General features: G+C 70.2%; 19 protein-coding genes. 3 read left to right on the top strand and 16 right to left on the bottom strand.

Going from position 1 to position 22,510, the window contains the following annotated elements:
• Positions 1 to 32 precede the first annotated feature (32 nt).
• Positions 33 to 1,142 carry a succinyl-diaminopimelate desuccinylase gene (dapE, locus tag AC54T1_RS09260; protein WP_484345082.1) on the bottom strand — a complete coding sequence of 370 codons (1,110 nt, stop codon included), beginning with the start codon at positions 1,140 to 1,142 and terminating at the stop codon, positions 33 to 35.
• A gap of 84 nt (positions 1,143 to 1,226) precedes the next feature.
• On the opposite strand from dapE, the gene dapD reads away from it, so the two are divergent.
• Complete coding sequence (dapD, locus tag AC54T1_RS09265) at positions 1,227 to 2,183, top strand: 2,3,4,5-tetrahydropyridine-2,6-dicarboxylate N-succinyltransferase (RefSeq protein ID WP_496911753.1); 957 nt, start codon at positions 1,227 to 1,229, stop codon at positions 2,181 to 2,183.
• A gap of 4 nt (positions 2,184 to 2,187) precedes the next feature.
• Positions 2,188 to 3,108 (top strand): hypothetical protein, encoded by a 921-nt coding sequence (locus tag AC54T1_RS09270; RefSeq protein ID WP_484345080.1) that lies wholly within the window; start codon positions 2,188 to 2,190, stop codon positions 3,106 to 3,108.
• Positions 3,109 to 3,178: 70 nt separating this feature from the next.
• Here the strand turns inward: AC54T1_RS09270 and AC54T1_RS09275 are convergent, their stop codons facing one another.
• The 3 genes from AC54T1_RS09275 to fdxA all read right to left on the bottom strand — a co-directional run bounded on the left by AC54T1_RS09275 (position 3,179) and on the right by fdxA (position 6,170).
• Positions 3,179 to 4,477, bottom strand: coding sequence for a citrate synthase (locus AC54T1_RS09275; protein ID WP_484345079.1), 1,299 nt, complete (start codon positions 4,475 to 4,477; stop codon positions 3,179 to 3,181).
• 199 nt (positions 4,478 to 4,676) lie between these two features.
• Positions 4,677 to 5,843 (bottom strand): succinyldiaminopimelate transaminase, encoded by a 1,167-nt coding sequence (dapC, locus tag AC54T1_RS09280; RefSeq protein WP_496911754.1) that lies wholly within the window; start codon positions 5,841 to 5,843, stop codon positions 4,677 to 4,679.
• Positions 5,844 to 5,852: 9 nt separating this feature from the next.
• Positions 5,853 to 6,170: a ferredoxin gene (gene fdxA / locus AC54T1_RS09285; protein WP_484345077.1), complete on the bottom strand. Its 318-nt coding sequence runs from the start codon at positions 6,168 to 6,170 to the stop codon at positions 5,853 to 5,855.
• Positions 6,171 to 6,294: 124 nt separating this feature from the next.
• Between fdxA and AC54T1_RS09290 the strand changes: the two genes are divergently transcribed.
• Positions 6,295 to 6,567, top strand: a complete 273-nt coding sequence (locus tag AC54T1_RS09290) for a putative acetyltransferase (protein ID WP_496911865.1) — start codon at positions 6,295 to 6,297, stop codon at positions 6,565 to 6,567.
• A 24-nt stretch (positions 6,568 to 6,591) separates the two neighbouring features.
• Here the strand turns inward: AC54T1_RS09290 and AC54T1_RS09295 are convergent, their stop codons facing one another.
• From AC54T1_RS09295 to AC54T1_RS09350, 12 genes are all read right to left on the bottom strand, one after another.
• Positions 6,592 to 7,593: a prephenate dehydrogenase gene (locus AC54T1_RS09295; RefSeq protein WP_496911755.1), complete on the bottom strand. Its 1,002-nt coding sequence runs from the start codon at positions 7,591 to 7,593 to the stop codon at positions 6,592 to 6,594.
• Positions 7,590 to 8,540, bottom strand: a complete 951-nt coding sequence (locus AC54T1_RS09300; RefSeq protein ID WP_496911756.1) for a prephenate dehydratase — start codon at positions 8,538 to 8,540, stop codon at positions 7,590 to 7,592. The genes AC54T1_RS09295 and AC54T1_RS09300 overlap by 4 nt, the downstream gene beginning before the upstream one ends.
• A 7-nt stretch (positions 8,541 to 8,547) precedes the next feature.
• Positions 8,548 to 9,405 (bottom strand): hypothetical protein, encoded by an 858-nt coding sequence (locus AC54T1_RS09305; protein WP_484345074.1) that lies wholly within the window; start codon positions 9,403 to 9,405, stop codon positions 8,548 to 8,550.
• A gap of 61 nt (positions 9,406 to 9,466) precedes the next feature.
• Entirely contained in the window at positions 9,467 to 11,380 is a 1,914-nt protein-coding gene (locus AC54T1_RS09310) for a VanW family protein (protein WP_496911757.1), read from the bottom strand.
• Between the two features lie 110 nt (positions 11,381 to 11,490).
• Positions 11,491 to 11,871: a DUF6113 family protein gene (locus AC54T1_RS09315; RefSeq protein WP_484345072.1), complete on the bottom strand. Its 381-nt coding sequence runs from the start codon at positions 11,869 to 11,871 to the stop codon at positions 11,491 to 11,493.
• Between the two features lie 10 nt (positions 11,872 to 11,881).
• The gene (locus tag AC54T1_RS09320; RefSeq protein WP_496911758.1) at positions 11,882 to 12,865 is read right to left on the bottom strand and encodes a PIG-L family deacetylase; all 984 of its coding nucleotides are present in this window, start codon (positions 12,863 to 12,865) and stop codon (positions 11,882 to 11,884) included.
• 160 nt (positions 12,866 to 13,025) lie between these two features.
• Positions 13,026 to 14,936: a translational GTPase TypA gene (typA, locus tag AC54T1_RS09325; protein ID WP_484345070.1), complete on the bottom strand. Its 1,911-nt coding sequence runs from the start codon at positions 14,934 to 14,936 to the stop codon at positions 13,026 to 13,028.
• A gap of 246 nt (positions 14,937 to 15,182) precedes the next feature.
• On the bottom strand, positions 15,183 to 16,985 hold the full coding sequence (locus tag AC54T1_RS09330; protein ID WP_496911759.1) for an ABC transporter ATP-binding protein: 1,803 nt from the start codon (positions 16,983 to 16,985) through the stop codon (positions 15,183 to 15,185).
• Complete coding sequence (locus AC54T1_RS09335; protein WP_484345402.1) at positions 16,985 to 17,920, bottom strand: ABC transporter permease; 936 nt, start codon at positions 17,918 to 17,920, stop codon at positions 16,985 to 16,987. Before AC54T1_RS09335 ends, AC54T1_RS09330 begins: the two co-directional genes overlap by 1 nt.
• A 147-nt stretch (positions 17,921 to 18,067) precedes the next feature.
• Positions 18,068 to 19,585 (bottom strand): ABC transporter permease, encoded by a 1,518-nt coding sequence (locus tag AC54T1_RS09340; RefSeq protein ID WP_484345068.1) that lies wholly within the window; start codon positions 19,583 to 19,585, stop codon positions 18,068 to 18,070.
• A gap of 198 nt (positions 19,586 to 19,783) precedes the next feature.
• Positions 19,784 to 21,598, bottom strand: a complete 1,815-nt coding sequence (locus AC54T1_RS09345) for an ABC transporter family substrate-binding protein (RefSeq protein WP_484345067.1) — start codon at positions 21,596 to 21,598, stop codon at positions 19,784 to 19,786.
• A gap of 250 nt (positions 21,599 to 21,848) precedes the next feature.
• On the bottom strand, positions 21,849 to 22,364 hold the full coding sequence (locus tag AC54T1_RS09350) for a hypothetical protein (protein ID WP_496911760.1): 516 nt from the start codon (positions 22,362 to 22,364) through the stop codon (positions 21,849 to 21,851).
• Positions 22,365 to 22,510 lie beyond the last annotated feature (146 nt).

Genomic DNA, 22,510 nt, shown 5'->3' on the forward strand with positions numbered 1-22,510 from the left:
CTTCCACCCCGTCCGGACGCCCGGCGCCCGTGTCAGGCGGTCAGCCAGGACCGCAGCGCGAGGTGGCAGAGCTCGATCTGCGCGACGGGGCACCGCTCGTCGTCCTTGTGCGCGAGGAGCGCATCTCCGGGACCGAAGTTCACGGCGGGGATGCCCAGACCTGCGAACCGCGCCACGTCGGTCCACCCGTACTTCGGCGCCGGCGCCCCTCCGGTCAGCGCGAGCACGACCTCGCTGAACTCCACGGCCAGGGGCGCGTCGAGGCCGGGCCTGGCACCCGGCGCCGCGTCGTCGACGACGACCTCGAAGCCGTGGAACACCTCGACGACGTGCTCGAGGGCCTGCTCGACCGAGCGTGCGGGAGCGAACCGGAAGTTCACGGTCACCACGCACTCGTCGGGGATGACGTTGCCCGCGACCCCGCCGGAGATGGCGACGGCGTTGAGGCCTTCCCGGTAGACGAGGCCGTCCACCTCGATCGACTGCGGCTCGTACGCGGCGAGGCGAGCGAGGACCTCGGCGGCACCGTGGATCGCGTTGACACCCATCCACGCGCGGGCAGAGTGAGCTGCCTCCCCGGGCACGCGGACGTGCACGCGCAGGGTGCCGTTGCAGCCTCCCTCGATCCCCGCGGCGGTGGGCTCGCCGAGGACCGCGAAGTCTGCGGCGAGCAGGTCCGGTGCCTCCCGGACGAGGCGGCCGAGGCCGTTGAGGTCGGAGGCAACCTCCTCGTGGTCGTAGAACACCCACGTGACGTCACGGCTGGGCTCCGTGAGCTCTGCGGCGAGCGCGAGCTGGATCGCGACCCCACCCTTCATGTCCACGGTGCCGCGCCCCCACATCTCGCGGTGGATACCCTCACCGACCACCCGGACGGGAAGGTTGTCCGCGATCGGCACGGTGTCCAGGTGCCCTGCGACGATGACGCGTTGCTCGCGTCCGAGGTGGGTGCGTGCCACCACCGCGTCACCGTTGCGCACGACCTCGAGGTGGGGGTGGAGCCGCAGCGCGGCCTCGACCGCATCGGCGATCGCCCGCTCGTCCCCGCTCACGGACGGGATGTCGCACAGGGCCCGGGTGAGGGCGACGACGTCCCCGAGGAGTGGGAGGGGTGGGATCTGTGCACCGTCCGTGAGAGTCATCCTCCGACCCTACCGGCGCCTCCTTCGGGCACGGCCCGCCTGTCGATTCCGGAACCCCGGCACGGCCCCTCTAGGCTGGTCGCCATGACCCCCTCACCCGTGCGCCTGGCCCACGGCCACGGCCTCGCCACCGTGACACGCTCCGGCACGACCCTCGACGTCTGGTACCCCCGGCCCTCGCTCGGCCCGGTCGCCGACGACGCGGCCGTCCCTGCCGACCTCGCCGCGCTCACAGGCCCCGACGACGTCCGGGAGGTGGACCTCGTCGTGGTGAGCACGCAGACCGACCTCGACGCGCCGCCCGCGGACGCAGCGGACGTGTACCTGCGTCTGCACCTGCTGTCCCACCGCCTCGTGGCGCCCCACGAGCTCAACCTCGACGGCGTGTTCGGGCTGCTGGCGAACGTCGTCTGGACGAACCACGGGCCCTGCGCGGTCGACGGGTTCGAGGCGACCCGGCTGCGCCTGAGGGCACGGGGACCGGTCACCGTCCACGGGATCGACAAGTTCCCCCGCATGGTCGACTACGTCGTCCCGTCGGGCGTCCGCATCGCCGATGCCGACCGCGTCCGGCTCGGTGCCCACCTCGCGTCGGGCACGACGGTCATGCACGAGGGGTTCGTCAACTACAACGCCGGCACCCTCGGGACCTCGATGGTCGAGGGACGCATCTCAGCGGGCGTCGTCGTCGGGGACGGCAGCGACATCGGCGGCGGTGCCTCGATCATGGGCACCCTGTCCGGGGGCGGCCGCGAGGTCATCTCCATCGGCCGCCGGTCCCTGCTGGGAGCCAACGCCGGGCTCGGCATCCCCCTCGGTGACGACTGCGTCGTGGAGTCCGGGCTGTACCTCACGGCCGGGACCAAGGTGACGGTCGTCGGTTCCGCCGGTGCCGGAGCCGATCCCGTCGTCGTCAAGGCCAAGGACCTCGCCGGGCGGGACAACCTGCTGTTCCGCCGCAACTCGCTCACCGGAGCCGTCGAGGCCGTGTCCCGCTCGGGCGTCGGCATCGAGCTCAACGCCGCCCTGCACGCCAACTAGAGCCGTGCCGCGGACAGGGACACCGGCGCGTCGGCTGGGCAGGAGAGCCGTCACCGCGGCGCTCCTCCTCGCCACGGGAGCCGCTGCGGTCGGCGGCGTCGTCCTCGCACTCGAGCGCACCTCTCCGCTCGCCGGCGTCCGCGCCCGGTGCGAGGCGCAGCTCGACGGCTCGACCTGGCAGCTCTCCCCCGTCCAGGCCGACAACGCCGCCACCATCTCTGCGATCGCCGTCCGGCGGGCGATGCCGGCGCGAGCCGTGACGATCGGTCTGGCGACCGCGCTGCAGGAGTCGAAGCTCACGAACATCGACTACGGGGACCGCGACTCCGTCGGCCTGTTCCAGCAGCGCACCTCCCAGGGCTGGGGCAGCGTCGAGCAGATCATGGATCCGGTGTACTCGACCAACGCGTTCTACGACGGCCTCGACAAGGTTCCGGGTTACCCAGAGATGCCCATCACCGAGGCCGCCCAGGCCGTGCAGCGGTCGGGGTTCCCCGACGCGTACGCCCAGCACGAGCCACGGTCCCGCGCCTGGGCCTCCGCGCTCACCGGCCACTCACCGGCGAGCGTCACGTGCGTGCTCGACGAGGCGCAGTCCCCCGAGGCCGCGGACGCCGCGGGGGTCGAGTCCGCCGCGACCGCGCTGCGCACCCGGTTGGAGCGAGACTTCGGCGCCCTTCCCACGACCGTCGCCGACGGCGCGCTCGTCGTCGACGGCGCCGGGCTCCCCGGGGGCGGTGAGCAGCCCGCCAGGATGGCCTGGGCGCTGGGCCACTGGGCGGTCGCGAGCGCATCGGCCACCGGTGTCGTGTCCGTCGTCGTCGGCGACCAGCAGTGGACGCGCGACGCGCAGGCGTGGGGTCCGCTCACCGAGGAACGGGCGCCCGCGGACACCGGGACGGCGCAGCTCGTCGTCGCGCACTGACAGCGGACGGCCCGCGCCCTTCCGGGGCGCGGGCCGTCTACCGGCTGGACTCGTGACCGACCGTGGGTCGTCAGCGCTGCGAGAGGTCCACGTACGAGCGCTCGGGGGCGCCCGTGTACACCTGACGCGGGCGGCCGATCTTCGTCTGCGGGTCCTTCATCATCTCGCGCCACTGCGCGATCCACCCGGGCATCCGCCCGAGCGCGAACAGGGGGGTGAACATCGCCGGGTCGAATCCCATGGCCTTGTAGATGAGGCCGGTGTAGAAGTCGACGTTCGGGTAGAGCTTGCGCTCGATGAAGTAGTCGTCGCTCAGCGCGATCTCCTCGAGCTCCATCGCGATGTCGAGCAGCTCGTCGCGCTTGCCCAGGGTCGACAGCACGGCGTCAGCGCTCTTCTTGACGATCGCCGCACGGGGGTCGTAGTTCTTGTACACGCGGTGTCCGAAGCCCATGAGGCGGACACCGTCCTCCTTGTTCTTCACCTTGTCCATGTACGACTTGACGTCCGTACCCGAGTCCTTGATCTCGTTGAGCATCGCCAGCACCGACTCGTTGGCGCCCCCGTGCAACGGGCCGGAGAGAGCGTTGATGCCGGCGGAGATCGAGGCGTAGATGTTCGCCTGGCTCGAGCCCACGACGCGCACGGTCGCGGCTGAGCAGTTCTGCTCGTGGTCGGCGTGCAGGATGAGCAGCTTGTCGAGCGCGTCCACGACCGTCGGGTCGGAGTCGTACGCCATGTACGGGACGGCGAAGGTCATCCGCAGGAAGTCGTCGACATAGCCCCGCGAGTAGTCGGGGTAGAGCAGCGGCTCACCGACGCGACGGCGGTGCAGGTAGGACGTGACGGTGCGCGCCTTGGCGAGCAGGAGGACGGTCGCGAGCTCGACCGTCTCGTCGTCGAACGGGTCGAGGGACTCGGGGTAGAACGTCGCGAGGGCGTTCACGGCCGACGCCATGACGGCCATCGGGTGCGCGTTGCGCGGGAACGTCCCCATGAACGTGCGGAAGTCCTCGTGGACGAGCGTGTGCCGGTTGACCCGCTCCACGAACGCGTCGTGCTCGGACGGCGACGGCAGCTCCCCGTGGATGAGCAGGTACGCGACCTCGAGGAACGTCGACTTCTCGGCGAGCTGGTCGATGGGGTACCCGCGGTAGCGCAGGATCCCCGCGTCGCCGTCGATGTAGGTGATCTGCGACTCGCAGTTGGCGGTGTTCATGAACCCGGGGTCGAGCGTGACCATCCCGGTCTCCCGGAGCAGGGACGACACGACGATGCCGGGGTTGCCGACCGTGGCCGGGACGACCGGCAGAGTCTGGGTGGAGTCGCCGACGGTGAGGGTGACCGGCGGCTGGTGGGTGTCCGACATGGTGTCCTTCCTGCTGCGCCTGCCGCTCTGTGGAGCTGCAGTGCGTGACTGGCATCTGACGAGTGCCCGGGACCGACGCAGGTCCCGGAGGGCGCCGCCGCTGGCCACCACGACGGTACCTGCCGTCACCCGATTGTGACCACCTGGTGAAGGGACGAAGGGCCTGGCAGGACCGTGATCCGGGTCACACCCGGACGAATCAGGCGTCCAACTCCGACAGACGCTCCGCCGCACGCGCCACCGCGGTGTCCGGCGCTGTGAGCGCGACCCGGACGTGACCGGCACCAGCGCTGCCGTAGAAGGACCCCGGAGCGACGAGGATGCCTGCGTCAGCGAGACGCGCCACGAGACCCCAGGCGGGCTCCGCAGTCGGCTGACCGGCACGGTCGCCGGACGTATCGCCACCGTCGGCCCGCGTCCACAGGTACAGGCCGGCCTGCGACCCGTCGACGACGAGCCCGGTACCCGCGAGCGCAGCGGTGAGGACGTCCCGGCGCCTGCCGTACGTCGCGCGCTGCGCGACGACGTGCGCGTCGTCCGCGAGCGCGGTCGTCATCGCGGCCTGGACGGGCGCGGGGACGATCATGCCGAGGTGCTTGCGCAGCTCGAGCAGCCGGCGGACGAGGGCCGGGTCACCTGCGACGAACGCCGCCCGGTACCCCGCAAGGTTGGACTGCTTGGACAACGAGTACGCGCAGAGCACCCCCTCGAGCGATCCCCCGTTCACCCGCGGGTCGAGCACGCTCGGGACACCACCCGACACCCAGGGCTCCTCCCACGCGAGCTCCGCGTAGCACTCGTCGCTCACGACCGTGGCGCCGATCTCACGCGCCGCGCTGACGACCCGCGCCAGCTCGGCGACGGACAGCACCTCGCCCGTGGGGTTCCCGGGCGAGTTCACCCAGACCAGGCGGACGTCAGAGCGACCCTCCCACTGCGTGACATCGCTCGCGGGCACCGCGCTCGCACCCGCGAGCCGCGCACCCACGTCGTACGTCGGGTACGCCACGCTCGGGTGGACGACCACGTCGCCGGCGCCGAGAGACAACATCGACGGCAGCAGTCCGACGAGCTCCTTGGAGCCGATCGTCGGCAGGACGGCCGCAGGGTCGAGTCCAGGCACCCCCCGGCGGCGCTCGAACCATGCGACGACAGCCTCCCGCAGCGCGGCGGTCCCGTGCGTCGTCGGATATCCGTGCGCATCACCCGCGGCGCTCAGCGCCTCCCGGACGAGAGCCGGTGTGGGATCCACCGGCGTGCCCACGGACAGGTCGATGATCCCGTCCGGGTGCGCTCGCGCGCGTGCGGCGTACGGGGCCAGGGTGTCCCAGGGGAAGACGAGGTCGGAGAGGTCCGCGAAGCCCATGCGGGGCGGTCAGGCCTGCGGGGGCAGGACCGCGATGACCGGGTGGTCCTTGTCGATCTCACCCATCTTCGCCGCACCGCCCGGAGACCCGAGGTCGTCGAAGAACTCGACGTTCGCCTTGTAGTACTCGGACCACTCCTCGGGGACGTCGTCCTCGTAGTAGATGGCCTCCACCGGGCACACCGGCTCGCAGGCGCCGCAGTCGACGCACTCGTCGGGGTGGATGTACAAGGATCGTTTGCCCTCGTAGATGCAGTCGACAGGACATTCCTCGATGCACGCCTTGTCCTTGACGTCGACGCAAGGCTGAGCGATCACGTAGGTCACTTCGAGGTCCTTCCCGGACGAGTGGTCCAGACGATCCGCGAGCCAGTCGGCGCGCGACGTCTAGTATCGCTCACGTCAGCCGCGGCCACAGAGCTGCCCACCCTGTGAAAATGTGAGGTCGGTCATGCCGGAACGGGGCGCGTCAACGGCATCTGACCAGCCTGGAGACCCGTGGCGCACCTGGGCCCCCGGGACCCGGGTGATGGTCCGCCGCCGGCTTCCGGACGGCGCCTCCCACCTCTACACCGACCTCCTTGGTGTCGTCGTGAGCAGTGACGACACGACCCTCACGCTCAGGACGCGCACGGGCACCGTCGAGGTGCCCGGGAGCGAGATCGCCGTCGGGAAACCCGTGCCGCCCCCTCCCCCGCGCCGCGAGCGGCGCGAGCAGGTGTAGGCGACGGCTCACGCGCGTCGTCGGCTAGGGACGTGCGACCGCGAGCGTCACGGAGCGGCGCACCAGGTCGACCGCAGTGACGTAGGACCCCTGCACCCCCAGCGCGGTGAGGGTGCGCGCCCAGTCGTCCTCCTCGCGCAGCAGGAGATGCTGCTCGGTGACCTCCGTCGCAGCCGGTGCGCGCAGGGATGCTGCGCGATCGAAGAAGCGGCCCACCGGAGCCCCGGAGTCGAGATCGGCAGCGAGCTCCTCGAGGTGCCGTGCCGCAGCGCGCAGCGCCGGGGCGACGGCGCCGGCGTTGTCGACAACCATCGCCTCTGTCCGTCGCGGGTCCGTCCGCGCGACACGTGTCCCGTCCCGGAAGCTGCCCGCAGCGAGCCGCTCGGCCACGGCGCGCACCGGCGAGACCGCCACCTGGTTGAGCAGCTCCGTGGCGACGACGTGCGGCACGTGGCTCACGAGAGCGACGGCGTCGTCGTGGACGGCGTCGGTGAGGGGCAGCACGACGCCGTCGAGCACCGAGGTGATGAGGTCGACGACCTCGAGAAAGGCGCCGAGGTCGTTCTCTGCACCGAGTGTCACCGCCCAGCGCGCGCCGAGGAGCAGATCGGCGTCCGACGCGTCGAAGCCGCTATGCTCGGTGCCGGCCATCGGGTGCGCGCCGACGTACCGCGCGCCCAGCCCGTCCCGCTCCACGGCGGAGCGCACCGCAGCCTTGACGCTTCCGACGTCGGTGAGGACCGGGGTCCCGACGAGGCAGGCGCGCAGCGCACGCGTCGTCGCCGGCACCGCACGCAGCGGGACCGCGACGACGACGACCGTGGGGAGCCACGCGCAGAGGTCCTCGAGCGACCGACCGACCGGCACGTCCGCGGCGGAGGCACGCTCGAGGGTGGCAGCGTCCGCGTCCCACGCGATGACGTCGACCCCAGCTGCACGCAGCGCACGGGCGAGCGAGCCGCCGATGAGACCCAGACCGACGACCGCGACCCGCCGTCCGCTCGTGGAGCCCGCTCCGTCGGTCATGACCAGAGCAGCCCGCGCCGCAGCACGTCTGCGGGCAGTCCGTCCTGGACGCTGCCCGGTGGGACCCGCTGGGCGTCCACGACGTCGTCGATCTCCCCGCGGGCCGGGAACACCCCGAGGGTCTTCACGGAGTCGCCGGAGGCCAGCAGGCCCTGCAGGACGCTGTGGACCCGGTCGTCCCACGGGGGCCCGTCGACGGTCACGATGAAGACGTACCTGCCCTCGAGCGCCTTGAGGGGCCGGGTGATGAGGCTCGAGAGGTTGACCCCCGTCTCCCCGAAGGCGCGGGTGATGCGCGCGAGGACACCCGGCCCCGTCGCGTGCGGCGTGATCGCGAGCATCGAGCGCCACGTCCCGGTGGGCGAGGGACCGCCCACCTCGGCGAGCGCGGCCTGACGCCCGGCAAGGAGCAGGAACCGCGTGCGAGCACCGTGGAAGTCCTCGACGCCTCGGGCACGGGTGCGCAGACCGTAGGCCTGCCCGCATCCGGGCGGGCCGAGGGCCACCTGTCCGGGCACGAGGTCGCGGCAGGCTGCCGCATTCGACGTGGCTGGCACGGGCACCAGACCGGACGACGTGACAAACCCCTGGCACTGCGCGAGACCATGCGGGTGGCTCACCACCTGGGTGGGCTCGACGTCGCTCGTCGGGTGCTCGAACGCGTCGAAGGTGATGGGCACGAACGCCTCGTCGACCGCGACGACCTGCTGCGCCGAGACGAGGGCGTCGAGCGACGGCACGACGTACCCCTCGACGGAGTTCTCGATGGCGACGACGCCGTGGGTCACGGCGCCGCTGTCGACGCCCGCGTAGACGTCGGTCACGGTGGTCATCGGTACGACCTCGACGTCGCCCACCGCCCCCGTGAGGATGCGCGCAGCCTCGTGGGTGAACGTGCCCTCCGGGCCGAGGTACGCGACCCGGGCGCCGTCCGAGACGAGGCTCATCGGGCGCTCATGCGTGCGTGACCGCCCACCGCGGGGTGAGGGCGTCGGGCCCGGGGATGAACTCCTGACCACCGAGGACGCCGAGCACCCGGTGCGAGACCCCCCGCGCGTCGAACTCCTCGAGGAGCCCGGCCAGGACGCCGGAGTCCTCGCAGGAGAACGACGTGAGGAACACGTGCGGACCGGCCTCGGACCGCTGGCTGCGCAGGTGCTGGAGGTCGATCCCCACGGCGGCGATCACCCCGAGGGTCTCCTGCAGCGAGCCCCGGTGGTCGTCCCGAGGACCGAGCGCGAGCCACACCTGCGAGGGCGAGTGGAACGTCGGCACGCTCTCACGCTTCTCGAGGAGCCCGTACCAGATGACCGGCACGTCCGCGAGGAGGGCGCTGCCCGGCAGCTCCTGGAACCCGGACGGCACGGCGGAACGCTCGATGACGAGCGTTCCGCGCTCACCGGCGAGGGCGATGCGCTCGTCGACGGTCGTGCTCGTGGGGACGAGCCGCGCGCTGAGGCCCATCGTGCGCAGCACGTGCCGGCAGTCCCGCATGCCTGCCTCGTCGACGACCGCGACACCGCTCGCATCCGGCGTCCGGCCCACCCACGCCCATTCGGACGCGACCGGGACGGCCGCCGTGAGCAGCAGCGACGGGTCGGCGGCGAGCAGCGTGCGCTCGAGCTCGGGCGCCGGCTGTGCCGGGTGACCGATGTGCACCACGGCCGAGAGGTTCTCGATGCTCGCGACGGTGGCCAGCACAGCCGTCGTCGAGCCGAGGTCCAGCAGGCCGCTGACGTCGTCGTCCCAACCGCCGCGCAGCGCGGCGAGCCTCGCGTGGGGGCCGGACTCGCGACCGCTCTTGCCGAGCATGGATGTACCTCGCCTGCGTTGTGGTGGGGGTGCTGGACGCATCTGATGCTAACGGCTGGCGCTAGCCGTCACAGACGATGGCGTTCTGGGGCTTGTACCGCACGGTCGTGTTCTCGTCGATGACGAGCTCGCCGGTGGCGATGACCGTCACCTTGCGCCAGACCGAGACGGAGAAGCCGGGGCTTCCCGCGCTCTGCGGCTGGCACGTCGGGCCGGACCGGTGCTCCGTCGTCGGGCTGACGACGTTGGAGCGCCCGGAGGTGCCCTCCTGCACGTCGTAGTACTTCGTGCTCCAGGCCGCGACCCACAACCGGTTGTCCGCGATCCACGACTGCAGGAGCACGCCGTGCGGCGAGTCGTTGCGGAACTTCACGTCGATGACGCCCTCGTAGATGGTCGACTCGCGACCCTCGGGGTACCGGCTGAAGTAGTTGCTGTGCGGCTGGTGCTCGACGTCGACCATCCCCGCGAAGAAGCCCGCGTTGTACGTCGTGGTCGCCATCTGGGACAGCCCGCCGCCCATGCCGTCCTGCAGCTGGCCGTTGACGACGACGCCCGCCTCGTTGTAGCCGTTGCCGGCCGTGATCGGCCCGATGACGTCGATGAGCGAGAACGTCTCGCCGGGCAGCACGAGGGACCCGGTCACCTTCGACGCCGCGATCCGCAGGTTCTCCGTGCGGGCCGCGTTCGCAGTGAGCTCGGTGGAGAACTCGCTCACCTTCTCGACGACGCCGAGAGCCTGCAGGGACTCGGTCGACTGTGCGGGGTCGCTCATGGTGAGGTCGACGGTCGCGGTGCGCTCGGTCCCGAGGGCGGCGTCGCGGACCGCACCAGCGAGAACCACCGGATCGAGGGTCGTCCCCGGTGTCCCGGGCTGGACCTGCGGGACACCGTCGACGAAGACGAAGCTCGCGTCGGCGGCGGTCGTCAGGAGGTTGTTCGTGCGCTCGAGCACCGCGGTGACGAGGGTGGGCCCGTCGACCGTGAGCGTGAGGTTGCCGTCCTGGGGCACGTACGCCGCGGCGGCGAGGAGGTTGGCGGCAGGGATCTCGACGATCTGCCCCGAGACGGTCAGCGTGACGGGTCCGCTCGCGAAGGTCTGGGCCTCGGCGTACGCCGCGTCGGTCTCGCTCTGCGTGATGTCCGGCTCGAGGGGGACCGTCGGCAGCTCCACCGGGCGCGTGCCGGTGAGCCAGAAGTCGGCGATGCGCTCGCTCGCGGTCGGGCTGTCGAGGCTCGTGCCGTCGGCAGCCGCGGTCTGCACGGGGGCTCCGTCGACGAACGCCACGGTGCCGTTGACGGCCGGCACCTCGAGGTCGGTGGCCAACGGCACCAACGCCGCGGTGAGCTTCTCCTCGTCCACCGCGGTGACGGGCGCGACCGCCCCACCGCCGGTGACCTGGGCGAGCAGCCGCGACGGGTCGAGCGTGAACTTCGTGAGGGGCTCGACCGTCGCCGCAGCGTCGAAGGTCAGGCCTGCCGCGACGGGGTCGATCGTGCTCGCGGCACCGCCCGCCGTGACGGGCAGGGGCTGTACAGCCAGGGGGCCGAGCTCGGACTCGAGCTTCTCGGTCGCCTCCGTACCGGACAGTCCGCCGACGTCGACGCCAGCCACGGTCGTGTCGGTGGCGATCCGGTCGGCGAAGTACCACTGGGCACCGAGGTAGGCGCCCGCTGCGACGAGCACCCCGAGCACGGTCCACAGCAGCACCTTGGGCCACTTCCGCGAGGTGTCCGGGTCGTCGAAGACGTCGAGCGGGGAGTCAGCGGCCGGCCCCGCGGGTGCGGTGACCTCGTCGTCCGTGCTGTCGCTCTCCGTGCTCTCGCTCGCCGCGCTCTCGCTCGCCGGGCTCTCGTTCTCCGTGGAGGGAGCAGTGCGGTCGGGCCAGCCGGCGTCACGGTCGACGATCGCGTCCTGGTTCGAGGCGACAGCCGGCGTGGTCTGCCCGGACGGACGGTCGGTACTGCTGCTCATGGTTCTCCGCTCGCGAAGGAAGGGCCGCTGCGCGGTCCTGCTGCATCGGGCGTCGTCTGCCCCCCGACGGACCAGTGTACGGCGCGGCTACGCACGCCCATCAGCGCCGTTCAGTCGGTGAACCACCGCTGTGGAGCGAACGCCGCGACGGCGATCATGAGCATCCCGCCGACGAGCCACGCGACGCTCAGCGCCTGCAGCGGCAGCACGACGTCACCGCCGGGTCCGGAGAACATGAGGACCGCCACGACGGCGAACCACCCGAACGCATAGGGCCCCAGGGCGCTGCTGCCGATCCACGCGCGGACGAGCACGCCCGCGACCGCGACGAGGAGCAGGGAGGCGAGGAGGATCCACGGGGTCCACTGCCTGTGCACGAACGATCCGACGACACCGACGACCGCTCCCAGCCCGAGGGCGCAGGCGTAACCAAGGATCGTCGTACGCAGGGGGCGGGCCTGACGGCTCGCGGCAGTGGGGCTGACCGGCATGGTGGCGAGGCTACCGTCCACGCCCGGACGGTTCCTGGACGTCCGCACGTGCGCGCACGTAGTGCTCGTACGCGAGCCAGGGCACGAGGACGTCGTTGCTCAGGGCGTACCACCCGACGAGCAGCTCGCCGTCGTGCCGGGCGACGCCCTGGACCTGGGTGGCGTGGGCGCGGAGGGCGGCTGCGACACGGTCGACGACGGGCCGGACGTCGATGACGACGTCGGGCTCGCCGAGATCGTCGGCGAGCGACGGGAGGATCCCGGCAGGGTCGGGCAGGACCGGGGCGCGCCCCTCGTCGAGCAGCTCTCCCTCGTCGAGCGGTGCGACGGCCGCAACGAGCTCGGCGCGCGCGCTGCGGAGCGTGGGGGCCGGAACAACCGCCCACCACGTCTCACGGACCGTGTGGCCGGGCTGGTCGGCGGCTGGCTCACGAGCACGGAGCACCGCGTGCATCGTCAGCTCGTGCGCGCGGACGTGGTCCGGGTGGCCGTACCCGCCACCCGGCTCGTAGGTCACGACGACGGCGGGTCCCCGGTCCCGCACGATCGCGGCGAGCCGGTCCACCTGCTCGGTGACCGACCCCGCGACGAGCGTCCCTGGTGATGGCTCACCCGCAGCGCCCGCACGGCCGCCGGGAGCGGAGTCGTCGAGCCAGGCCATGCCCGAGTCCGCGTAGCGCGACGAGCCGCTCCCGGGTGCCGGGATCTCGTCGAGGTAGACGTGGTCCGTCACCCCGAGAGCAGCGAGGGCGTGGGTGAGCTCCACCTCGCGGTGCGCCGCGAGGGCAGGCCCGTCCCCTTCGAGGTGCGCGAGGTCGGCGCCGATGACCTCGCCCTGCTCCCCCCGGGTGCAGGTGACGAGCGTGACCGGCCGGCCTGCGCGGGCCCATGCCGCGAGGAGGCCGCCGGTCGCGAGGGTCTCGTCGTCCGGGTGGGCGTGCACGACGAGCAGTGCGTCGGCCGGCCCGCCGGGAAGGATCTGGGAGTCGTTCATGGTCGGGTTCCTGTCGTGGACGGCGCTCGCGTCGGGCCGGGGTGGGACGGCCCGCCGGGCGGGTCGCGCCGGGGTGAGACGACGCTGAGTGCGGGCCGAGCGGCACGGGTGCCCCTCCGCCCGCACTCAGCGGGTCATGCAGGTCCTGCGAGGTACGTCGTCAGCTCTTCTTCGCGCGGGAGAAGGCGCGGGCGCGCTCCGACTGGTCGAGGATGACCTTACGGATGCGCACGACCTCGGGGGTCACCTCGACGCACTCGTCCTCGCGGGCGAACTCGAGGCTCTCCTCGAGGGTGAGGTGCTTCGGCGGGACGAGGTTCTCGAAGGTGTCGCTCGAGGCTGCACGCATGTTCGTGAGCTTCTTCTCCTTCGTGATGTTCACGTCCATGTCCTCGTTGCGAGAGTTCTCGCCGACGATCATGCCCTCGTAGACCTCCTGCGTGGGGTCGACGAAGAAGGAGCCACGCTCCTGGAGGTTGATCATCGCGAACGGCGTGACGACCCCGGGGCGGTCAGCGACGAGTGAGCCGTTGACGCGCGTGTCGATCGGGCCGACCCAGGGCTCGTAGCCCGCCGCGATCGAGGACGCGATGCCGGTTCCGCGGGTGTCCGTGAGGAACCGCGTGCGGAATCCGATGAGGCCACGGGCGGGGACGACGAAGTCCATGCGGACCCAGCCGGTGCCGTGGTTGGCCATCGTCTCCATGCGGCCCTTTCGCTGGGCGAGGAGCTGCGTGATCGCACCGAGGTACTCCTCGGGCACGTCGATGGTCATGCGCTCCATCGGCTCGTTGCGCTTGCCGTCGATGATCTTGGTGACGACCTGCGGCTTGCCCACGGTGAGCTCGAAGCCCTCGCGGCGCATCTGCTCGACGAGGATCGCGAGTGCGAGCTCCCCGCGGCCCTGGACCTCCCAGGCGTCAGGGCGCTCGGTCGGCAGGACCCGGATGGAGACGTTACCGATGAGCTCCTTGTCGAGGCGGTCCTTGACCTGGCGGGCGGTGACCTTGTGGCCCTTGCCGCCCTTGCCGGCGAGCGGCGAGGTGTTGATACCGATCGTCATCGAGATGGCGGGGTCGTCGATCGTGATGAGCGGCAGCGGACGCGGGTCGTCCGGGTCGGTGAGGGTCTCACCGATGGTGATGTCCTCGATGCCGGCGACGGCGACGATGTCGCCGGGCCCGGCCGACTCGGTCGGGACGCGGTCGAGCGCCTTCGTCTCGAGCAGCTCGGTGATCTTGACGTTCTGAAGCGTGCCGTCGGCGCGTGCCCAGGCGACCGTCTGACCCTTGCGGATCGTTCCGTTGAACACGCGCAGGAGCGCGAGACGGCCGAGGAACGGCGAGGCGTCGAGGTTGGTCACGTGCGCCTGGAGGGGGTGGCCCTCCTCGTACGTCGGCGCCGGGATCTTCTCGATGATCATCTTGAACAGCGGCTCGAGGTCCTCGCTGTCCGGCAGTCCGCCGTCCTCGGGCTGGTTGACCGAGGCACGGCCGACCTTGGCCGCGGCGTAGACGACCGGCATGTCGAGGATGGCGTCGAGGTCGAGGTCGGGGACCTCGTCGGCGAGGTCGCTCGCGAGACCCAGCAGGAGGTCGGTGGCCTCGGCGACGACCTCTTCGATGCGGGAGTCGGGGCGGTCCACCTTGTTGACGAGGAGGATCACGGGGAGCTTGGCGACGAGCGCCTTGCGGAGCACGAACCGGGTCTGGGGCAGCGGGCCCTCGGACGCGTCGACGAGCAGGACGACACCGTCGACCATGGACAGGCCGCGCTCGACCTCGCCACCGAAGTCGGCGTGGCCCGGGGTGTCGATGACATTGATGGTGATGCCGTCGGCCTCACCGGCTGCGGCGGCAGCGGGACCTGCGTAGTGCACGGCGGTGTTCTTCGCGAGGATCGTGATGCCCTTCTCGCGTTCGAGGTCGCCGGAGTCCATCGCGCGCTCGTCCACGTGCGCGTGGGCGCTGAAGGCGCCGCACTGACGCAGCATGGCGTCGACGAGCGTGGTCTTGCCGTGGTCAACGTGGGCGACGATCGCGACGTTGCGCAGGTCGGAGCGCACAGACATAAAGAAACTCATTTCACCGTGTGGGAGGACCGGGGTCGGCGCGCAGGTGCGCACCACAGGTCACCGAAAGGTCAAGGCGGTCATAGGCAGTCGACGTGGCTTTGCGTGGCTGAGCACGCGCGCACGGCGACCTACGGACGACGTTGACCTATGCGATCGTACCGGACGTAGCCGCCCCCGAGCGCACTTCCCTCTGCGGCCGGTCGCCGCTCGCCTCGTCCGAGGCGAACAGCGACCGTCAGGAGGTCATCCGCCGCCGAGCCCTCCGAGGATCCGCGTCGTGGGGTCCGGCCCGTCCGGGTTCGCCCCCGGCTGCAGAGGCTCTGCCGATGGCAGGTGGAGGTCGGAGACCTCCTCACCCAGGCTCGTGAGCAGGGCGCGCCGCGCCTCGCGGCGTCGGCGCTGCTCCCCCGGCTCCGGGACGGGTGCGGCAGCGAGCAGCCGACGGGTGTACTCCTCCTGCGGGTCGAGCAGGACGGCCTCACGGGCCCCCTGCTCGACGATCTTCCCGTTCTGCAGCACGATCACCCGGTGCGCGAGCATGTCGATCACGGCGAGGTCGTGGCTGACGAAGAGGCACCCGAACCGGTAGCGCTCCTGGAGCGCGCTGAACATGGCGAGGACGCTCGCCTGCACCGAGACGTCCAGTGCCGAGGTCGGCTCGTCCGCGACGAGGAACTCGGGGTCGAGCGTCAGCGCGCGGGCGATGCTCACGCGCTGCCGCTGACCGCCGGACAGCTCGTGCGGGTAACGGTTGACCGTCGCACGCGGGAGCTCGACGGCGTCGAGCAGCTCGTAGACCTTCGCGAGCTGCGACTTGCGGTCACCCACCTTGTGCACGACGAGCGGCTCGGCGATGGTGTCCCCGATCGGGAACCGCGGGTTGAGCGACGAGGCCGGGTCCTGGAACACCACGCCGATGCGCTTGCGCAGCGCTTTCGCCTCCGCGCGCTTCATCGCACCGAAGCTCGTCCCGAAGATCGACACGGATCCGCTGGCGGCGGGGATGAGGCCCAGGGCACAGCGCGCGATCGTCGACTTCCCCGAACCGGACTCCCCCACGAGCCCGACGATCTCCCCGGCGCCCACGGAGAACGTCACGTCGTCGACAGCGCGGAAGGGCGTCTTGCCCACGCGCGCATACTCGACGACGAGCTTGTCCAGCGAGAGTGCGGCGACCTCGCCCTCGCCTGCGGGCGACTCGACGACAGGCGCCCCGAACTGCCCGGGTCCGGCGCCGAGGCGCGGGACGGATCCCAGCAGGCGCCGGGTGTACGGGTGCTCCGGGTGGTTGAGGACCTGGTCCGCCGTGCCGGTCTCGACGATCTCGCCCTTGAGCATCACGGCGACGCGGTCAGCCATGTCCGCGACGACGCCCATGTTGTGCGTGATGAGCAGGATCCCGGTGTTGAGCTCCGCCGTCAGTGACCGCAGCAGGTCGAGGATGTCGGCCTGGACCGTCACGTCGAGGGCCGTCGTGGGCTCGTCGGCGATGATGACCTTCGGGTCGCAGCTGATGGCCATCGCGATGACCACACGCTGACGCTGTCCACCGGACAGCTCGTGCGGGTACTGCTTGAGCCTGCGCTCCGGCTCGGGGATCCCGACCATGCGGAGCAGCTCAGCGGCCCGGGCGGTGGCCTTCTTGCCGAAGGCGATCTCGTGCAGCTCGAGCGCCTCGGTCAGCTGCGCGCCGATGGTGAGCACGGGGTTGAGCGCAGTCATGGGTTCCTGGAACACCATGGCGACGTCGTTGCCGCGCATCCGGCGCAGGCCGCGCTCGTCGAGGTCGTTGACGACCGTCTCCCCGACCCTGATCGTCCCGCTGACCCGCGCGTTGTGCGGGAGCAGTCCGAGGGCGGTCATGGAGGTCACGGACTTGCCTGACCCGGACTCGCCCACGAGTGCGAGGACCTCGCCCGCGCGGACGTCCAGATCGATCCCCTTGACGGCGTGCACGGTCCCGAACTCGGTGCCGAACTTCACGTCGAGGTCCGCGAAGGAGAGCACGGACGTCGTGCTGGGTGCTGCGGTGCCGGTGCTGCTCATCAGTCCTTGTTCCTGTTCTGACGTGGGTCGAACGCATCTCGGAGGCCGTCGCCGATGAAGTTCACCGTGAGGGCGATGGCCAGGATGAACAACCCGGGGAACCAGAACAGCCACGGACGGGTGGTGAAGGCGTTCTGGTAGGTGCTGATGAGCGATCCCAGCGAGATGTCCGGCGCCTGGACGCCGTACCCGAGGAAGCTCAGCGACGTCTCGAGGAGGATCGCGGAAGCGATGTTCAACGTGGCCGAGACGATGATGACCCCGACCGTGTTGGGCAGGATGTGCCGGAAGATGATGCGCCCGGGACCCGTGCCGACCGCACGCGCGGAGGCGACGAACTCTCGTTCGCGCAGCGAGAGGACCTCACCACGCACGAGCCGCGCGAGGCCCGTCCACGTGACGACGCCCAGCACGAGCGCGAGGCCCAGCACGCCCCAGCTGGCGGCCATCTTCCCGAGCACCGCGGCGAGCACGAGGAGCGGGATGACGATGAACAGGTCGGTCATGCGCATGAGGATGTTCTCGAGCCACCCCCGGAAGTACCCGGCGAGGGCACCGATGACGGTGCCGATGACGGTGGAGATCAGTCCGACCGCGAACGCGACGATCAGGGAGATCTGCGTGCCCCGCATGACGAGCGCGAAGTAGTCCTTGCCCGTCGAGTCCTGCCCGAACGGGTGCTCACCGATGGCGAAGGGCCACAGCTGCATGGTCGGTCGGCCACCGTCGATGACGTTGGCCGCCTTGGTGAAGTCCTTGTCCCACCATCCGGGGATGGGCCCGATGCCGATCGACGTGAAGGCGAGCACGGCGACGAAGGCGAGGAAGAAGAGCGAGACCATCGCGCCCTTGTGGCGGACGAAGCGGCGCAGGACGAGCTGGGTCTGGCTGTACGACTTCTGCTCGCCTGGTTGCATCTGCGTGCTGACGTGCATGTGTGCGGCGACCGGGTCGATGCCCCCGTCGGCCGGGGTCGGCTGCCCTTCGTGATCGGCAGGCTTGTTCGGGTCAGTCATTGCGCTCTCCGGTGGTCGTCGCGCGGGGCCTCGGCGTGGACGGACGGTGTGGTGACGTCATGCCCGTCACCGCCTGATCCGTGGGTCGAGACCGGCGTAGGCAAGGTCCGCGACGAGGTTCATCACGATGGCGGCGCTTCCCGTCACGAGGAAGAACGCCATGACGGGCGCGGGGTCCACGTGGTTCAGGCCCGTCTGGAAGAGCTCTCCCATGCCCTTCCACCCGAAGACCTTCTCTGTGATGACCGCGCCGCCGATCAGCCCTGCGAAGTCGAAGGCGACGATGGTGGTGATGGGGATGAGGGCGTTACGGAACGCGTGCTTGACGATGACGACCCGCTCCGACAGCCCCTTGGACCGCGCCGTACGCACGTAGTCCTGGTTGAGGACCTCGAGCATCGAGGACCGCGTGTACCGGGTGTAGGAGGCGACCGAGATGAGGGTGAGGACGACCGTCGGCAGGAGGAGCTGGGCGCCCTGGTCGAGGAACGACTCCCAGAAGTCGCCCTTGAAGTTGGGCGTCGAGGAGCCGATCGTGGAGATCGGGCGTGACTTGAGCCTCAGCAGCCCGCTCCAGCTCGAGATCGCGTGGTCCGCGATGATGAGAGCACCCATGAACAGCGAGGTCGGGATCGAGATTCCCATCGCGAGCCTGCGCGACTCGCCACCCCACAACCATCCGATGAGCGCTCCGACGGCCAGGGTCACGAGTCCCAGGACGAGGAGCAGCCCCCAGCTCGGCTCTTCGAGCAGACCCAGGGTGGCGAAGTACCCGACCGCCCCGGCGGCGACAGAGGTGAGAGACGCGTAGAGCACCCTGCGGTTGCCCAGTCCTGCGAGAAGCATCGTCAGCAGCAGAGCGAACCCGACGCCGATGAGCACGACGAGCGCGATGCCGAGCGCCGGGCGGCGGAACCACTCGACAGCCGAGAAGTACGTCATCGCTCCGGCCACCACGACCGCTGCGGCACCCGCCGTGGCGAGCCGCCGGCGCACAGGGCCGCCGAGCGCGGCCTGGAGGATGACACCGATGACGAGCGCTGTGAGCGCGATCTGCAGCGGTGAGAACGTCGGATCCGCGATCCAGTCGTTGAACCGGATGGCCCCGTACTCCTTGAGCAGGACGGCCATCCAGAACACGGGCAGGGAGAAGAAGAGGAACGCGAGGAAGGTCACGGCGTAGTCGAAGCCCGAGTACTGACGGATCGCGGTGAGGATCCCGACCAGGATGCCGATGACGATCGCCAGGACCGTCGCGAGGATGACCAGACGCAGGGTCGAGCCCACCGCGTTCCCGAGCATGCTGTTGACGCTCACACCATTCATGTTGGTGCCGAGGTCGCAGTTGCCGGTGACGCAGCCTGCGACGCCCCGCAGCCAGTCCCAGTACCGCTCGTACCACGGGTCGTCGAGCCCCATGAAGAGCTTGCGCTGCTGGATGAGGTACTCGCGGTTCTTCGCGTTCGACTCACGAAGATCTTCTAGCGGGTCTCCTGCATTGATCGTCAGGACGAACATGAGGAGCGAGCCGCCGATCAGGACGAGGAACGACTGCCCCAGCCGACGCAGGATGAACTTGGCCACGAACGAACCCTTCGAGTGCTCTGGGGAAGCGGAGCGCTTCACCCACTAGTGCGCGCGAAACCACACCATGGTGTCATGGCGGATCGGTTCCGGACGGCCACCGGGGTGGAAGCAGCAGTTCTGCCTCCACCCCGGTGTGATGCAGTTCACGGTCCGTAGACCGTCGGCCCTTCACTCACGTGATGGACGTTCGAGCGATCAGGACGCGCGGACCCACTGCTCCGCGTTCCACGGCACTGCGGTCTGCGCCGAGGAGGAGCGGACGTTCGAGATCGTGGAGTCGTACGCGATCACGCCCGGGTGGGCGAACAGCGGGATTCCGTAGAGCTCGTCCCAGAGGACCTTCTCGATGGTCTCGATCTGCTCGAGCTGCTCGTCGCGGTCGAGCGTTGCGGAGAGCGCGTCCCAGGCGGCGTCGACCTCGGCGTTGGAGAACCCGCCGTAGTTCTGGCCACCGGTGGTGGAGTAGATGTTCTGGCCCGAGACGATCTGGCCGGAGCCGGCCCACGCGAACAGCGCGACCTCGTAGTCACCGTTCGGCAGGGTCTGGTCGAAGAAGTCGGGGTTGCCGACGTCCTGGACGTCGAAGCCGACCTCGTCACAGCTGGACTTGATGAGCGCGACCTGCTCCGTGCGTCGCTGGTTCGGAGCGGAGTAGCCGATGCGGACCGTGATCGGGCCGGCAACTCCGGCCTCCTCGATCTTCGCCTTGGCGCCGTCGAGGTCGACCTCGTCGTAACGGCCGTCGTAGCTGGCCTCCACGATCGTGTCGTAGTCGTCCTGGAACGGGAAGACCTCACGGGCGTTCATGACGCTCGCTTCGTCGGACACCGGAGCGATGAGGTTGTCGACGATCTGCTGGCGCGGGACGCACATCGCGAACGCCTCGCGCAGCGCGAGGTTGTCGGCGAAGACACCGTTCTTGAAGTTGAAGTCGAGGTGCTCCCACGTGAGGCTCTGGTCGGTCTCGATGGTGATCGCGTCGCCGAGGCCCTCGAGCTGCGCCACGGTGTCGACGGTGGCCTGCGGCTCGATGATGTTGAGGTCACCGTTCTGCAGCGCCTGGACCTGCGCCTCGGGCGCGACGAACCGGTAGACGAGCGTCTTGGTCGCGGGCGGCGTGCCCCAGTAGTCCTCGTTCGCGACGAGGGTGATGGACTGGCCGGCCTCCCAGGAGGACAGCTTGTACGGGCCCGACGACGGCGTGAGCGCCTCGTCCGGGAGCTCGCCCGGGTTCGGCGAGAGCCACCCGGTGTTCCAGAACTCAGCGGCGGGACGGAGCGCCTCGACGTCCGCGTCCTGGATCGCCTGGACGAGGTCCTCGACGGTCATGCCGGCCTGCTCGGCGACGATGTGCGCGGGGAACGCGCTCGTGACCTGGAGCTGGTAGTCCGGGTACGGGTTCGTGTACTCGTACGAGAAGGTCTTTCCGCCGACCTCACCGGTCGGGCCCTCGGGAACGAGCTCACCGAAGTCCAGGCCTGCCACGTGGTTGAACAGCGGGACGGGGTTGCCTTCCTCGTCGGTGCCGTCCGACATCGCCTGCGCTGCCCAGTCGAGGAGGTAGTCCTCGTAGGCGATGGGCGTGCCGTCGGACCAGACCGCGTCCTCGTTGAGCGTGTACTCGACGGTCATCGGGTCTTCGCTCGTGAGCTCGAACGTCCCGTATTCCTCGTTCTGGTAGATAGCCCCGTCCGTACCGAAGTACATGAAGCTGCCCATGATGCGCTCGTTCACGACGCTGTTGTACGTCGAGTACGTCTCAGGCGTGAAGTCGTTGTAGCCGAGCCACTCGTCCTCACCCAGCGTGTAGGAGATGGTGTCGTCAGCGGTGACGACCTCGCCGAGGTCCGCCTTGCCGGTGCCGTCGGGCTCGCCCGCAGCGCCGGAGGACGACGAGGACGACGACGGCGTCGAGCTCTCGTCGGGGTCCTCGGACGTGGTGCAGGCTGACAGCACGAGTGCGCCGCTAGCGAGCATGGCGACCGCGGCATGAGTGCGCCTGATCTTCAATGTTCCTCCTTGAAGGATGGGATGAGTCGTGCGCCGCGGACTGTCGGAGCCGGATCGGCTCGCTCAGCCAGCGTTGGCGTCGGCATCGTTGCGTACGAGAAAAGTACCCAGCGGTAACCGGCACGAGAGCCAGATCACCACTGTCCTGCGCGATCGTTACCGAGATGATACTGGTCGGTAACGTTGGACACCTGATGGTCACACTCTGAGACGGACGTCTGGGGCGGGATTGTCGGAAGTGCGCAGAGTGTCAGGTCAGGGTGGCGTCGGACCCCGTCGCCACGGCCGGAGCGATGCTGTCGTGAAGGGCCATGATCGACGCGTCGGGACCCTCGACGATCCTGCGGGCCACCCGCCCACACACACCGACCCGGACCGCGACGGCGGGCTGACCGACGACGAGCCAGAACGGGTCGTCCTTGTCGCCGGCGACGTATCGCCCTCCGAACTCCTTGCGCGCGACCTCGCCGACATACGACGCGAACGCGTTCCGGATGTCCGCGGCGACCGGAGCGGTACCGAGCTCGGCCGCCGCACGCTGCTCGTGCAGCGCCTGCAGCACCTCGTCCAGCCGGTCGAGCGACGCCCGCGAGAAGTTGAGGCTGCCGGGCTGCAACGGGCCGTCGGTCCCGGTGAGGTCGTTCACGAGGTCGAGCGCTGCCCGCGCGACGACCTGCTCGACCGAGCCCTGGGCCGACGGGGCGGGGCGGCCCGACGAGGCGCCGACTGCGGGTGGGCCATCGACGGGGCTGTGGGCGTGAGCCATCTGAAACACATCTCCTGTGGGTGAGGGCGGCGAGACGTCGGCGCGGAACTCCCCCGCATATCCTCGTGCCCGGAACACCGCACACGAGATACGCGGTCCTGTCCCACGACGCCCGCGTGAGCTGCGACTGCAGCGCCAGCGTTTCG

The organism is Sanguibacter sp. Z41_6 (assembly GCF_059621145.1).